This is a genomic window from Vibrio sp. vnigr-6D03 (assembly GCF_002835515.1).
Classification (GTDB): domain Bacteria; phylum Pseudomonadota; class Gammaproteobacteria; order Enterobacterales; family Vibrionaceae; genus Vibrio; species Vibrio penaeicida.
This window is the reverse complement of sequence record NZ_PIZL01000012.1, coordinates 399,478-412,520: the sequence shown is the minus strand read 5'-3', so window position 1 is coordinate 412,520 and position 13,043 is coordinate 399,478. Positions and strand designations below refer to the sequence as shown.

The window sequence follows — 13,043 nt, the reverse complement described above, 5'->3', positions numbered from 1 at the left end:
ACAATGAGGAAAATCCGCAAATTTTGTGCGCTATAGTATTTTTAAATGAACATTGAATTACCAAGATGAAAAACAGCAGATTAGTTGGGTGATGAGTGGAAAAGAATAGGCTTATCGCTTCAAACGACGTATGCCTTTGAAGCGCTCTAATTTGAGTAAATGCCCAAGCATCTGGACGTGATTTATTAAGAACTCACCAACAAAGGAATGGTTTAAATGGCTCAACCCCCAACTCTTTCAGTGGATAATTTCGACCGAAAAATCCTCGATATAGTACAAGTATCGAATCGAACGACCTCAGATCAAATTGCAGAAAGAGTAGGGCTTTCTCCGGCAGCAGTACAAAGAAGATTAAAGCGTATGCGTGCTCAAAACGTTATTCAAGCGGATGTGTCAGTGATCAACCCGAAAGCCTTAGGTCATGCCATGACTTTTGTTGTTCAGGTAACTCTAGAGCGTGAACGCGTAGACCTAATGCATAACTTTAAAAAGGAAATGCTGACCAATCGCTCTGTTCAGCAGTGCTACTATGTGACAGGCAGTTCCGATTTTATTTTGATTGTGACGACGCAAGATATGGAAGGGTATGACGAGTTTACGCGCGAAGCCTTTTTCGACAACGCCAACATCAAGAGCTTTCAAACCAATGTTGTGATGGATTTGGTCAAAGTAGGGTTAACAATCCCAATCGATGAGGGAAACGAGTAACTTGCATCGAGTTGGCATTATCTGGTTAAAAGCCCCTAGTGAACACAAAGTATGGGGATAATAGTTCACTAGGGGGAACGCATAATTAGATTGATTGACAGACAATTAAGGTGTGTTGGGTAAACAAATCAGCTTATTAACGTCTGATACAGATCAGGGTCGGTTGCGCCCTCAGTACCTATGACCAGCACACGGCTATTGCTGTCCAGTTCAAGTGTTTTCGCCAGCTCAGTGTCGGAACGGGCAATTAATGCTGCCGCTAATCCAGGTACAGCGGATTCACCAGCTTCAATTTTCTCACTGTGTGACTCGCCACTGGCTAGCATTTTCATTGTTTGAGGAATGGCATCTTCGCTGAGTGTGAGAAAATCATTCGCGCCTTCTGCCAGTATTTCCCACGCCAAACTGGAGACTTCACCGCATGCCAAGCCTGCCATTAACGTTTCTAGGCTGCCATGGACGGTGACAGGTTCTCCTGCTTTGGCACTCTGTTGCAAGCAATTCGCTTGTTCGGGTTCAACGATTAAAAAGCGTGGACGTTGAGTGCCCCATAAGTCCCAGAAATACCCGCATACGGCAGAGGCAAGCCCACCCACCCCACCTTGGATGAAGACATGGGTTGGGATTTCTCCTTTCAGTTGTTCCACAATTTCTGCCAACATTACGGTATAGCCGAGCGCCACATCTTTTGGTATATCCATGTAGCCTTCGTAAGAAGTGTCTGAAACGATTATGCGACCGTGTTCTTTGGCCTCAGAATCGGCTAGGCGTACCGATTCGTCATAGTTTCCTTCAATGCGAATAACCTTCGCACCGTACGATTCCATGGCAAGTTTGCGACCTTCGGAAACGTCTTTATGTATGTATATGATGCATTCACAGCCAAACATTTGGGCTCCCCAAGACACAGAGCGTCCGTGGTTCCCATCTGTCGCACAGCTTACCGTAATTTCAGCGATTTCAGACTTCCAATCGCCAGCCAGCAATTCAGCGATAGTCGGTGTCTTCCCATACCTCTGAGCCAGTACTTGCTGCAATTGTTTCGCAACGGCGTATGCACCCCCTAAGGCTTTAAAACTCTTTAATCCAAATCGCTGAGACTCGTCTTTGTACCACAACTTACCCAAACCAGCGTCGGACGAAAGTGTGTCCAAATCATGAAGAGGAGTTACTGCATAATGAGGCCACTGAGTAATATCTTGAATGGCGTCTTGAGCGCTTTTTACACTGAGGATGCCCCTCTGTTTATCTGTATAAAGACGTTCTGGGTGTGCATTAGGATTCGAGAAATGAGTCAGAGTCCCGGTCAATGAATGCATAGAAGGTTTTCCTTTTATAGATGTGTACCCACTTAGAGCTCGGGTTGAATGGTCAATCCCAACCTTTAAAGACACACGAGTCGTTTTCAATAATAAAAGTTTACCAAGCGTGTTTGCAGGGGAGCGTCTAGTCTTGAGGAGTAATTGACGTTTTTCAGCGTAATTAAGCGGCTCGATGCGGAAATTCTTCAAACCTACGGATGTGCTTGTTTCATCGAGATTATTTGCTCGTCAGTGCTCAAAATGGCTAAGTGCTTTTCGGGGGTAAGTGCATACTTTAAAGGTTAAGTTAATGAGTTAGCTTTATTCTAAACAATGATTTATAAATAACCGATCGTTCTAATAAAAATATCCGATAGGGGTTTTAACTGAGAAAAAAGACCTAATGTATGTTGTAGGGTCTGCTGATCTCAGGCTCAGATAAATCCCCCTCCTCACACAGATAAGGAATTGAGATGGCAAACGAATATACACCACCAAAAGTTTGGACGATGGAAGATGAAAATGGCGGTCAGTGGGCAAGCATTAACAGACCAGATTCAGGTGCACGGCATCAACAGGAGCTGCCAGTCGGTAAGCACCCGCTACAGCTTTACTCCATGGGCACCCCAAATGGGCAGAAAGTCACCATAATGTTGGAAGAACTTTTGGCACTTGGTGTAACCGAAGCGGAATACGATGCGTATTTAATCAAAATAGGCGATGGAGACCAGTTTGGTTCAGGGTTCGTTGATGTTAACCCTAACTCGAAAATCCCAGCGCTGGTGGATCGCTCTGGCAGTGAGCCTGTGAATGTATTTGAATCGGGCGGTATTTTGCTTTACTTGGCAGAGAAGTTTGGGCAGCTATTACCTAAAGATGCAAAAGCTCGTACAGAAACGTTGAATTGGCTTTTCTGGCTTCAAGGGTCGGCACCTTACTTAGGCGGCGGCTTTGGGCATTTCTATGCCTACGCGCCAGAGAAGTTTGAGTACCCAATCAATCGTTTTTCTATGGAAGCTAAACGCCAGCTTGATGTCTTGGATAAGCGCCTTGCGAATAACAAATACTTAGGTGGCGATGAATACAGTATCGCGGATATTGCGACATGGCCGTGGTATGGCAATCTTGTGCTTGGTGTTCTCTATGATGCCGCTGAGTTTTTAGATGTAGAGAGCTACCCTAACCTTGTACGCTGGGCAAAAGACATTTCTCAACGTCCTGCCGTGCAACGCGGTCGAATGGTTAACCGCGCGTGGGGAGAAGAATGGGAGCAAGTACCAGAACGTCACTCAGCTGCCGATATCGATGAAGTCTTGGCGAAAAAGCCGTCCTAATCCGCTAAGTCACCTACCTGAGTACCTTTACCCTAAGGTAGCCTAGATAGACGAAAACCCTTTCATTATTGGAAGGGTTTTTTATTTCTAGCTGTTTTTTACGCCTTATTTTTGAGCGGCAACTCTAGCCGCAAGCTGTTTTGCTTCTTTCTTGGCTCCTTCAAACGAAAGGCTGTGGCGTTCATCTCCAAATTCTTGATACTCGCTGGTGATTTCGTGGAATTGACTGGCTCCCAGATAAGGGCTTAGTAATTTGATGTGCTTCCCTAGATGATTCATATGGTGCTTTTGCCCTCCTTCGGCAAAGCCCGATTCACCGCTGGAGGTACAAAGCACAACGGTCTTTCCAGACAATATGGGCTCGATAGGGTTCTCTCCTCGTTCTAAATCAAATGAGAAAGTTTTATTCACCCTTATGACTTGATCAAACCATGCTTTTAGAACCGCGGGCATACCGTAGTTGTACATGGGAGATGAGATAACAATCACATCGGCTTGCTCAACTTCTTCTATCAATTCATTGGATGTTTCCAATGCTGGGTATTCTTCTTTTCCCGCTTGTTTTGCAAAGCTTTGAGCGATCCATTCTACATCTATAAATGGTGGTGGATTTGTTGATAAATCTCGGTATATCAGATTATTATGGCGTCGGTCATTGAACTCGGAAACAAAGTGATGCGCTATTTGGCGAGAAAGCGACTGATGTGCTTGCTGGTTTGGAGAGTAAGGTCTCGGGCTTGAATCAATGTGAAGAAGTGTTGCCATGTTGATGTCCTGCATGATTAGGGAGTAGGTTTATTCTTAAATGGCAGAGAGTTTCTGACAAACGAGAAAAGACTACTTATAGATGAGAAATTTTTACTTATAGAGTTGGAGTGGTATGGCGAATATCCCATCTTTGAATCATTTAAGAGCGTTTTCCTTAGCTGCCCAGTATGGAAGCTTTAAACATGCCGCGACCGTACTGAACGTAACACCGACGGCTATTTCTCATCAGATTAGAAGCCTAGAAGCTCAACTGAACGTGACGCTTTTCGAACGCAAGGTTCGGGCGGTGACGTTGACGGAAGAAGGGAAGAAATTGGCGCAAACAACGAAGAATGTGTTTACCCAATTAGAAGACACCATCTCAGATATTCAGGCACCAATAAATCGAGTCACTATCTCGTGCTGTACATCATTTGCCGCATTATGGTTAGCCCCAAAACTGCCAGAACTGTATGCCAAGCGTTCAGATTTGGAAGTGGAAATATGCGCCAGTGACAGGCTGGTGGATTTTAGCAATGAGCGTCGCATTGATATTGCGGTGCGTTATGGTTTGCCAGAAACGATGGAAGAGGGAGAAGTACTTCTTGGGGCTGAGCAATTGGGGTGTTATGTGCCAGCAAACTTTGATGACCGAGCTGAAAATATGCCCAAAACCCTGTTTGTGACGGAGTGGGAGGACGAATCCTACATACCTAATGTGCCGTGGCAGAAATATTTTGTGAAATCGGACTTAGTGACTCACAAATTTAATCAGGAGCAATACGTATTACAGGCGGCACTTGCAGGTCAGGGCGTAGCATTAGTGAGTGATGTATTGAGCGAAGTCTCGAGAAAGCAGCAATGGCTAAAACAAAGAACCGATTTACCTTCTTTTGAAGGGTACAGCTATTACCTCAGGGTTTCCCCGTTCAGCAAAGACAAGCATGTGGTGAGGTATTGTGTGGATTGGTTGCAAAAGCAATTTAAGGAGCGAGGGTAGCCTCGCTCCAATAGCATCAAAAATTCATACTTGTTTCTTCAAGAATTCTTTTCGCTAAATATTTGTGAATGGCGGTTGTTGGGTGAGTGACATCCCAAAAAACGTATTTATCCGATCCAATGGCGGCGCAATCGTTCGTAATATCATGCCCATACAAATAGTCGGCAGCAGAGCTACGCGTTAAGTTCAAGCAAGGTTCGTTTGTGTTCACGAACCCATGTTGCTGTGGGTTGGCGAGTACATCTTCAAACAATTGATAGCCATCAAACAATGTAATGTTAACCCCTTGAGATTGATAATAAGCCGCCCGCTCTTTAATGAAACCGTTGAATTCAAGAATTTTCTTGCGGATTGTATTGATGTTTTCTTGAGTGCTGTATTGAAATTGCGGCGCTTTTGTCGCATCAGGTAGAGTCAGCAGTAAAATGTTCTTTGCCCCTGAAGCGGCGAGCTTATTCATCGCTGAATCAAAATCTGATTTTACTTCCGAGACTTCACGCCCGTAATTCATAAAGTCGTTCAAGCCGAATTCCAGAGTGAATAACGTGTTCTGGATTTTGTAGTTTTTGGCTTCTTCCATGTAGGTAAGGAATGAGTCGACTTGCGCCTTCACTCCTTTGATCAGTAAGTACTGATCCGATCCCGCAGCCCCACCAACCGACCAGTTGTACATCGGTAATTTCTGAGATTTGGCAAGATATTCAGCCCAAATAAAGCCGTTTGAAAAATGCCCCAAATACCAAGAATCTCGGCTCGGAAATGTCCATTCAGATTCGTTAAAAATATTACCGGTGTCCGATAGGCTATCACCAAGAACCACCACTTTATTGATGGTATTCGGCTGCATCACATGATCATTGGTCCAGATAGTGTGGTTGTAGGAAAGGTCGTTATCGGAGGCATAAAACATGATATCGGCATTGCTATAACTCACTCCGAGTGTGCGTTCACAATGCTGATGAATGGTTTCTTGTGGCATGTCGGTATAGAACATATTTCGTTTACCAAACGCAGACCACCAATAGCCATCCAGCTCAAGATAGCTGCCATTCTCATTTTTTGCCCACTCCCAAGCGGTGCCAACGTCTTCTTCCGCATGACTGGTTCGATACCAACAGCGTACATAAGTTGGTCTTTCTCGCTCAAAAATGAAAGAAACAGGCGCAGAAGAAAGTACGGAATCTGGTATTGCAGTTACGTCTAAGTCCAGTAGTGAACTGAATGGTTGCATTGCACTAAAACTGGTTATAACGGGTAATAGATAACTGAGCATAAGCATTAACTCCCTTATTAAATTGAGTTAGTGTTTTTACTCTAAATTGTAATGTTGAATTGGAACGAATCTCTATACGTTAAAAAGTTGAATACAAATGCTGGCGAAATTTGGGCTAAAAGACGCATTTTCAATTCTAATCTTTAACATAAGCGCTGGCGCTTTTTCTAAGTGATACCACTGGGGCTATGATGTTGTTTATTCGATAGAATGTGCATATTCAACAATGACTTGGTTACCTTCAATGTAGGTTTTTTTGATCTCTCCATCGACGGTAATGCGACTTTTTAGATAGATAATCTGGCTGGGGTTATCGTTGTTTTTTAATGAAGGGATAACCGACTTAGGATCGACGTGTAATTGACTGCAAAACTGTTCAACAAAAGCCGGCTCTAACCGCGCGCTTCCTCTTAAAAGCTCGGAAAAATCGATTTGGCTTATCCCGAGTCGTTTCGTGATTTCCATTTGAGTCATACGCATTTTGGCTTTTTGCGACATCCAGATTTGATAAAGTGCTTCGCGGTCTTGTTGAGTAAACTCCATAGCCATTCCTGATTGATTTATTGGTTTTAAAGTACGATGAACAGAAGTGCGAAGAAGTTTGCCGTGCTGATGGGGGGATTTGTCAAAACAGAGTTAGAAATTGTCAGTTCAATTTTCTAGGTTGTTATATCGTGACTTTTTGCCAAGGTAAAACAGGGTGCCACAAGGTGTATTAGGCTCGCTCCCTTATGGCTCTCTGGCTTAGTAAAGCTTGTTGTCGCCTAACGGCACTTCCAATGCGTTACTGATGGGTTTATCTGGTCCTCCAACCATTTCGTCGTAAGCGCTTTCTTGGCGCATTACTCGTTCATTGGCGTTAATATTTCGGCAACGCTTTTGAATCTCTATGAACGACCAAGCTCTTACTAACTGCCCATCTTGCTCTGTGAGAAACCACTCTTCGCCGTCAATCACAACAGAGACTTGATAGAGTGACATGTCCAAAGAGTGGATCACCAATTTATCGATATGAAAATATTTTTTGGCTTTGTTTAACGTCATTTTCATAGAAACTCACCTTCCATAGAACTCTCCAATACAGCTTTAGTACGCAACAAATTTACCTTCGGTTCACTCTCAAATATTCGCAAAATTTCTTGTGATCCCATTTGAAAATCCAGCCGTAGTTACAGCAACCAGTTATTTGCTGGAACTGTTGATCAAAAACTGAGGACAAAACTATGTTCAAAAAAATTCTGCTTGTTGCCACTGTTGCTCTTACTTCTTTTTCATTCATGACCAACGCGGGTCATCATGGCGAGAAGAAAGATATCGTTGATGTTGCTGTGAGTAACGGGTCATTCAACACGCTTGTAGCCGCTGTAAAAGCCGGTGGATTGGTGGATACATTGAAGGGAAATGGTCCGTTCACTGTATTTGCTCCGACCGATGCAGCGTTTGCAAAATTGCCTGAAGGCACCGTCGACATGCTTCTGAAACCAGAAAATAAAGACAAGCTAGTTGCTGTTCTCACCTACCACGTTGTTCCAGGAAAAGTGATGGCGTCAGATGTGGTTAAGCTATCAGGCGCGTCAACCGTGCAAGGACAAGATGTATCGATCAAGACAATGGGAGACAAAGTCATGATTGATAACGCGAACGTTGTACTGGCAGACGTCAAAGCCAGCAACGGCGTTATTCATGTGATTGATTCTGTGATTTTGCCTAAGTAATTAAGCCCATAAATAACCAATACCCAAAAAATTAATAACCAAGTGTTATGCAGTGCTTGCCGAGCAAAAGTAACCCAAGATACTAGACCCGCAGGCACTGCTTTTTACAGGACATGAAATGAACAAAAGCTGTTACACGCAAAAAAACATCAGAGAGATGGAAGACAGATATCGAGCTCGGTTTGTTAACTCTTTATCGGGGTATAAGAGCGCTAACTTGATAGGTACGACAGACGACAAAGGTCAACACAATCTGTCTATCGTGAGCTCCGTTTTTCACCTTGGAGCCAATCCACCTTTAATGGGTTTTATTATCCGCCCTCATAGTGTCGAAAGGCATACGCTAGAGAATATTCTGGTTAGCCAGCAATACACTATCAATTCCGTATGCCAATCAATTTTCAAACCAGCCCACCAAACGTCTGCTCGTTACAAAAAAGAAGAATCCGAGTTCGAGAAGGTTGGGCTTACTCCTATTCTAGGAAGTGAAATACGCGCTCCCTATGTAAAAGAAAGCCCTATCCAAATTGGCTTATCGTTAAGAGAACACACGACGTTGAGCGTGAACAACACTGAATTGATCATTGGTGAGATCCAAGAGATAAGAGTTCAAGACGACGCGTTAAACACAGACGGTTCAATTGATGTAGATTCGCTAGAGCTGGTTGCAGTTTCGGGGCTAGACAGCTATCACATTGGAACCCGACTTGCGCGATTGAGCTACGCAAAGCCGGATTCTGATCTAATGGAGCTTGAGTGATGGGTACACTGCAATATCAATTCACCTGACTTGCCGGTTCTAAGTTAATGTTGCTGCTTTTGTTTAACAATGTCATGAGTATGGCGGCAGCGATAACAATGACTGCAGCAATGACAAATCCATAACGAGTTATCTCATGGTGACTAAGGTACGCGATTAATACGTAACTCAGTGATTGAGCCAATGTTGAAAACAGCGCTAAGCCACCGTCTACTCGACCACGTTCAGACACCTTTACGCTATGGTGCATCCAGTTGGTTCTCGCAATTCGGTTAAGCGCATTAAAGAACCCAAAGCCTAATGTAAATGCCATCAAGTAGGCTGGGTGTTGATAGATAGACATTCCGACTAACATAAAGGCAACCACAAACATGGAATACTTCATAATATTTTGGTGGGACGATTCCGCCAAAATTTTACTGACCAACAAACCTGTAATTAACGAGCCTAAACCAAAGCTGATGTTGTATCCGGCAAGCCACTCTCCAGAAATACCTGCCTCAGAAAACCAAATAGGGACAAGCTTTCCCAAAAACGTCAATATTGGGTAAGACAAGCAAGACAATAGAATGAAGGCATAGAAGCGCGGTGCTTTGGCGAATATGCTTTTGCTCTCTTTTAACTGAGCAAAGAAAGGCACTGCTTGGGTTTTTCTCAGCTTTCTTCGATATGGGGTAAGCAGGTAAGCGATAGAGGCAATCCCAGACGAGATTGCAGCAAACAAAGCGAATTCCCACATACTCCACATTTCTAAAAGAACGACACCCAGCGCACCTGCACCCAAAGTTGTGCCCTGCATGACCACTTCTTGGTAGCCAGAAATAGACGCATATTCATGCGAATCGTAGTTTTCTTGAGTGAAGGCATTGTTGGTTGACCACGCTAAGTTACTAGAAACCCATATAACCAACTGAGCCCCAGCGAGCAACCAATGCGACCCTGCATCGAGTGAATACGCGACAACCACAATTGCGGCGGTAAGGGCTTGTATAACCTGATTGATCACCAATAATTTTTTTCGGGAATGGCGATCAATCAAAGTAGAAAAGAAAGGTGTTGCGACAAAAGAGACGGCAGTACATAAGAGTGCGACCATAGCAACGAACGTACCCATATTGGGCTTAGATAATATTACCCATGGCAATGCCATCATGAAAAGCCCAGATGAAATACCATCAAAAAAGCGGCCAACTAAGTAGGGAAAGGTTTTGTTTTTCATTCTTTTTCCTCCGTGAATTCTTTAGGTCTGCGTGCTACTCTAAAACCTCAAGTTAAGTTGAGGTAAAGGTCTTTTTCCTAAAAAAGTAGAGGAAAGATAATTGGGTAGTTAGGTACCACCTTGTCAATTTGGTCTTTAAAGCACTAAATGTTGTTCAAGAGAGCTGTTGAAATTTCTAGTGACGGAACATAAGTTTCGAAAATATAAAAATGAAAATGCGTCGCATTTCGATATAATGATTAGCTTTGATCTTTTGACTCTTTAATTTTTGACATGGAAAAATATATTATAGTAACGGCTGCTTCAGCAGCTTTGATCGGTTGTGGTGGTAGTGATTCAGGCAGTTCTGAAAATAAATATGGCTTTTCTTCACAATGTCCTGAACCCCAGGAAATTATCTATGTTGATAGTTTTGCTGATAATGTGACAAGTCATAGCGTTGCTGATATTAAGGGAACGCGTATTGGCGTCAATGATTGCATGATAAAAGTAGCGTTTGAATTGTTATCACCACCAAAAAATATCAAGGTAAACAATGCAGGTAAAAGTGACAACGAATTAGAGTACGCTTGGGAAATTTATTTTGACGTAGATGGAGACGGGACCTATCACAATGATATTTCTTTGAGTGCCAGTTATTTCAAAAAACCGGGTGCAGATGAATATTTAGCTAACGTACCAGATGTTACCCGAAATGGCATTGGACACACTGACGTTAACGGCCCCAAAACTCTGACGACTACAATGACCCCTATTTTTGCCACGCTGAATGGAAATGCTTTAACCTTAGCGATAAAAAGATCGGAATGGGAACGCGGTTATACTTTTAGAGACCTCAGCAAAATCACGCATAACACACCTTTTAGAGTGAGAACTACTTACCAACCAAATTCGTCAGGATTTGTTGATATTTATCCGAACTCCGGAGGTTACTACAACCCAGCAAAATCAAATTAGATCTTATATAAAAAACTAACACCTTGTTTATAAAAAAATAAATATTCAAGGGGTCAAACTAAGGCCAGATAGGATGTAAATGTATTTACGTTTACATCAGTTGAAATACCAAGTTCCTAAAGAATTAAATAGATAATGAATAATATAAAATTGAGTAGAAAGTACGGTAAATACCTATTGGTATTGCCTGCTCTATTGTTGATGGAAGGCTGTGGGGGAGGCTCATCTTCAACCCAATCAAGTTCCCAATCTGCGCCTTCGGCATTTAATCTGTTAGATGTTACAGCGCTCTCAAGCGAGATGATATTTTACTGGGACAAAGCTTCCGGTACGACAACTTATAGTTTGTGCTTAAAAGATGAATCCAAACCCAACTCTTGTCATGAGTTAGCGAAGACGTCTGAGCTCAGTATTACGGTGCCAAATACTGGTGTTATTAATAATTTAACTTCTACGTATTTTGTTAGAGCAACCAATTCTAAAGGCTCTCAATTTTCAAATGAAAAATCTCTTACACCAGATAACTTTAGGTATATGACCCAGCATGTAAAAGCTTCAAATACAGGTAGCAGAGATTATTTTGGGTATTCAGTTTCGTTATCGGCAGATGGTAAGACGCTTGCAGTATCAGCGCCTTTTGAAGAGTCGAATAGCAAAGGGATAAACTCAGACGGGCAAGATGATAATTCCGCAAGTGATTCGGGAGCGGGAGCAGTGTATGTTTATCGCTTTGCCGAAGGTAAATGGGCTCAGCAGGCTTACATTAAAGCGTCAAATACGGGCAGTGGAGATAAGTTTGGTTTCTCTGTGTCACTGTCATCTGATGGTAATACGCTAGCTGTTGGTGCATTAGGTGAAGATTCCGCAGGTACTGGGATTAATTCTAGTCTGCAAAACGACAATAGTGCACGGAATGCTGGGGCAGTTTACCTTTACCATTTTGATGGAGGAAGATGGAGTCAGCAAGCTTACCTTAAAGCTTCTAACGCTGAGAAGGATGATGAATTTGGTTATTCTGTTTCATTGTCATCTGATGGCAATACTTTGGCTGTAGGTGCTCCTGAAGAAGCTTCAAGTAGTAAAGGTGTTAACTCGGGTCTGCAAAATGATAATCGAGCATCTGGAGCTGGGGCGGTTTATGTTTTTCGTAATAACGGTGGAGGTTGGGCTCAACAAGCTTACGTTAAAGCGTCAAATACTTGGGGGAATGAATGGTTTGGATTTGCAGTGTCGCTGTCTGCCGATGGTAATTCACTAGCAGTAGGGGCTGGAAAGGAGGATTCCAGTGGTACCGGGGTCAATTCTGATACCCAATTTGACAATAACGCATCTTATTCTGGGGCGGTTTATCTGTATCAATTTGAACAGAGCATCTGGACCCAACAGGCTTACATTAAAGCTTCCAATACTGGTACTAACGACGGGTTTGGTCGCTTCCTTTCATTGTCGTCCGACGGAAAAACGTTGGCTGTCGGAGCTCTGCATGAAGACTCCCTCGCTACTGGAATAAATTCAAGTCAGGATGATGATCATAGAGTTGGTGATTCTGGGGCCGTTTACCTTTATCGTTTAGAAGATAGTGATTGGACGCAACAAGCTTACATTAAAGCTTCAAATACTGGTCCCGGTCATTTGTTTAGTGCAGTATCACTTTCTTCAGATGGCAATACGTTAGTTGTCGGTGCCTGGGGTGAGAACTCTGACGCGTATGGAGTGAACTCGGACCTACAAAATAGCGTTAGAGCAAGTAACTCAGGAGCAGCGTATCTCTTCCGTTTTGAATCAGGTATTTGGAGCCAACACGCATATATTAAAGCCTCTAATCCTGACAGTGGTGACGAATTTGGTCATTCAGTATCGATATCATCTGACGGTAATGTACTTGCTATTGGTGCCTACTCAGAGGATTCAAGCGGTGAAGGAGTAAACAGGGCTGTCCAACATGATAATCGTTCAAGTGATTCGGGGGCGGTTTATATATACTGATTGCAAATAGTAAAACTCTGCAAACGTACTAATGGATGAGAGA

General features: G+C 43.1%; 13 protein-coding genes. 7 read left to right on the top strand and 6 right to left on the bottom strand.

Annotated elements, in window-relative coordinates; translation table 11 throughout:
- The first annotated feature begins 216 nt into the window (after window positions 1–216).
- Window positions 217–708, top strand: coding sequence for an Lrp/AsnC family transcriptional regulator (locus tag CW749_RS09815; protein ID WP_101111846.1), 492 nt, complete (start codon window positions 217–219; stop codon window positions 706–708).
- A 128-nt stretch (window positions 709–836) separates the two neighbouring features.
- On the opposite strand, the gene CW749_RS09810 is transcribed toward CW749_RS09815, so the two are convergent.
- Window positions 837–2,027, bottom strand: a complete 1,191-nt coding sequence (locus CW749_RS09810) for a diaminopropionate ammonia-lyase (RefSeq protein WP_101111845.1) — start codon at window positions 2,025–2,027, stop codon at window positions 837–839.
- A gap of 455 nt (window positions 2,028–2,482) precedes the next feature.
- Here CW749_RS09810 and yghU point away from each other — a divergent pair, with 455 nt between their 5' ends.
- The gene (gene yghU / locus CW749_RS09805) at window positions 2,483–3,343 is read left to right on the top strand and encodes a glutathione-dependent disulfide-bond oxidoreductase (protein ID WP_101111844.1); all 861 of its coding nucleotides are present in this window, start codon (window positions 2,483–2,485) and stop codon (window positions 3,341–3,343) included.
- A 105-nt stretch (window positions 3,344–3,448) separates the two neighbouring features.
- On the opposite strand, the gene CW749_RS09800 is transcribed toward yghU, so the two are convergent.
- Complete coding sequence (locus CW749_RS09800) at window positions 3,449–4,108, bottom strand: NAD(P)H-dependent oxidoreductase (protein ID WP_101111843.1); 660 nt, start codon at window positions 4,106–4,108, stop codon at window positions 3,449–3,451.
- Between the two features lie 115 nt (window positions 4,109–4,223).
- Here CW749_RS09800 and CW749_RS09795 point away from each other — a divergent pair, with 115 nt between their 5' ends.
- Window positions 4,224–5,090 carry a LysR family transcriptional regulator gene (locus CW749_RS09795; RefSeq protein WP_101111842.1) on the top strand — a complete coding sequence of 289 codons (867 nt, stop codon included), beginning with the start codon at window positions 4,224–4,226 and terminating at the stop codon, window positions 5,088–5,090.
- A gap of 16 nt (window positions 5,091–5,106) precedes the next feature.
- Here the strand turns inward: CW749_RS09795 and CW749_RS09790 are convergent, their stop codons facing one another.
- From CW749_RS09790 to CW749_RS09780, 3 genes are all read right to left on the bottom strand, one after another.
- A complete protein-coding gene (locus tag CW749_RS09790; RefSeq protein WP_101111999.1) occupies window positions 5,107–6,363 on the bottom strand; it encodes an SGNH/GDSL hydrolase family protein in 1,257 nt (418 codons plus the stop codon).
- A gap of 198 nt (window positions 6,364–6,561) precedes the next feature.
- Complete coding sequence (locus CW749_RS09785) at window positions 6,562–6,906, bottom strand: transcriptional regulator (protein WP_101111841.1); 345 nt, start codon at window positions 6,904–6,906, stop codon at window positions 6,562–6,564.
- A gap of 201 nt (window positions 6,907–7,107) precedes the next feature.
- Window positions 7,108–7,413 carry a DUF6482 family protein gene (locus CW749_RS09780; protein WP_101111840.1) on the bottom strand — a complete coding sequence of 102 codons (306 nt, stop codon included), beginning with the start codon at window positions 7,411–7,413 and terminating at the stop codon, window positions 7,108–7,110.
- Window positions 7,414–7,586: 173 nt separating this feature from the next.
- Between CW749_RS09780 and CW749_RS09775 the strand changes: the two genes are divergently transcribed.
- The gene (locus CW749_RS09775) at window positions 7,587–8,078 is read left to right on the top strand and encodes a fasciclin domain-containing protein (RefSeq protein WP_101111839.1); all 492 of its coding nucleotides are present in this window, start codon (window positions 7,587–7,589) and stop codon (window positions 8,076–8,078) included.
- Window positions 8,079–8,196: 118 nt separating this feature from the next.
- The gene (locus CW749_RS09770) at window positions 8,197–8,838 is read left to right on the top strand and encodes a flavin reductase (RefSeq protein WP_101111838.1); all 642 of its coding nucleotides are present in this window, start codon (window positions 8,197–8,199) and stop codon (window positions 8,836–8,838) included.
- Window positions 8,839–8,854: 16 nt separating this feature from the next.
- Here the strand turns inward: CW749_RS09770 and CW749_RS09765 are convergent, their stop codons facing one another.
- Window positions 8,855–10,057 (bottom strand): MFS transporter, encoded by a 1,203-nt coding sequence (locus CW749_RS09765; protein WP_101111837.1) that lies wholly within the window; start codon window positions 10,055–10,057, stop codon window positions 8,855–8,857.
- Window positions 10,058–10,330: 273 nt separating this feature from the next.
- Between CW749_RS09765 and CW749_RS09760 the strand changes: the two genes are divergently transcribed.
- Both CW749_RS09760 and CW749_RS09755 read left to right on the top strand, forming a co-directional pair.
- Window positions 10,331–11,014, top strand: a complete 684-nt coding sequence (locus CW749_RS09760; RefSeq protein WP_101111836.1) for a hypothetical protein — start codon at window positions 10,331–10,333, stop codon at window positions 11,012–11,014.
- 135 nt (window positions 11,015–11,149) lie between these two features.
- A complete protein-coding gene (locus CW749_RS09755; protein ID WP_101111835.1) occupies window positions 11,150–13,000 on the top strand; it encodes an FG-GAP repeat protein in 1,851 nt (616 codons plus the stop codon).
- Window positions 13,001–13,043: the final 43 nt, after the last annotated feature.

Coding starts and splice junctions, on each gene's coding strand:
- CW749_RS09785 (WP_101111841.1), bottom strand. CDS start 6,906: ATGGAGTTTACTCAACAAGACCGCGAAGCACTTTATCAAATCTGGATG.
- CW749_RS09770 (WP_101111838.1), top strand. CDS start 8,197: ATGAACAAAAGCTGTTACACGCAAAAAAACATCAGAGAGATGGAAGAC.
- CW749_RS09795 (WP_101111842.1), top strand. CDS start 4,224: ATGGCGAATATCCCATCTTTGAATCATTTAAGAGCGTTTTCCTTAGCT.
- CW749_RS09775 (WP_101111839.1), top strand. CDS start 7,587: ATGTTCAAAAAAATTCTGCTTGTTGCCACTGTTGCTCTTACTTCTTTT.
- CW749_RS09760 (WP_101111836.1), top strand. CDS start 10,331: ATGGAAAAATATATTATAGTAACGGCTGCTTCAGCAGCTTTGATCGGT.
- CW749_RS09810 (WP_101111845.1), bottom strand. CDS start 2,027: ATGCATTCATTGACCGGGACTCTGACTCATTTCTCGAATCCTAATGCA.
- CW749_RS09815 (WP_101111846.1), top strand. CDS start 217: ATGGCTCAACCCCCAACTCTTTCAGTGGATAATTTCGACCGAAAAATC.
- CW749_RS09800 (WP_101111843.1), bottom strand. CDS start 4,108: ATGGCAACACTTCTTCACATTGATTCAAGCCCGAGACCTTACTCTCCA.
- CW749_RS09755 (WP_101111835.1), top strand. CDS start 11,150: ATGAATAATATAAAATTGAGTAGAAAGTACGGTAAATACCTATTGGTA.
- yghU (WP_101111844.1), top strand. CDS start 2,483: ATGGCAAACGAATATACACCACCAAAAGTTTGGACGATGGAAGATGAA.
- CW749_RS09780 (WP_101111840.1), bottom strand. CDS start 7,413: ATGAAAATGACGTTAAACAAAGCCAAAAAATATTTTCATATCGATAAA.
- CW749_RS09765 (WP_101111837.1), bottom strand. CDS start 10,057: ATGAAAAACAAAACCTTTCCCTACTTAGTTGGCCGCTTTTTTGATGGT.
- CW749_RS09790 (WP_101111999.1), bottom strand. CDS start 6,363: ATGCTCAGTTATCTATTACCCGTTATAACCAGTTTTAGTGCAATGCAA.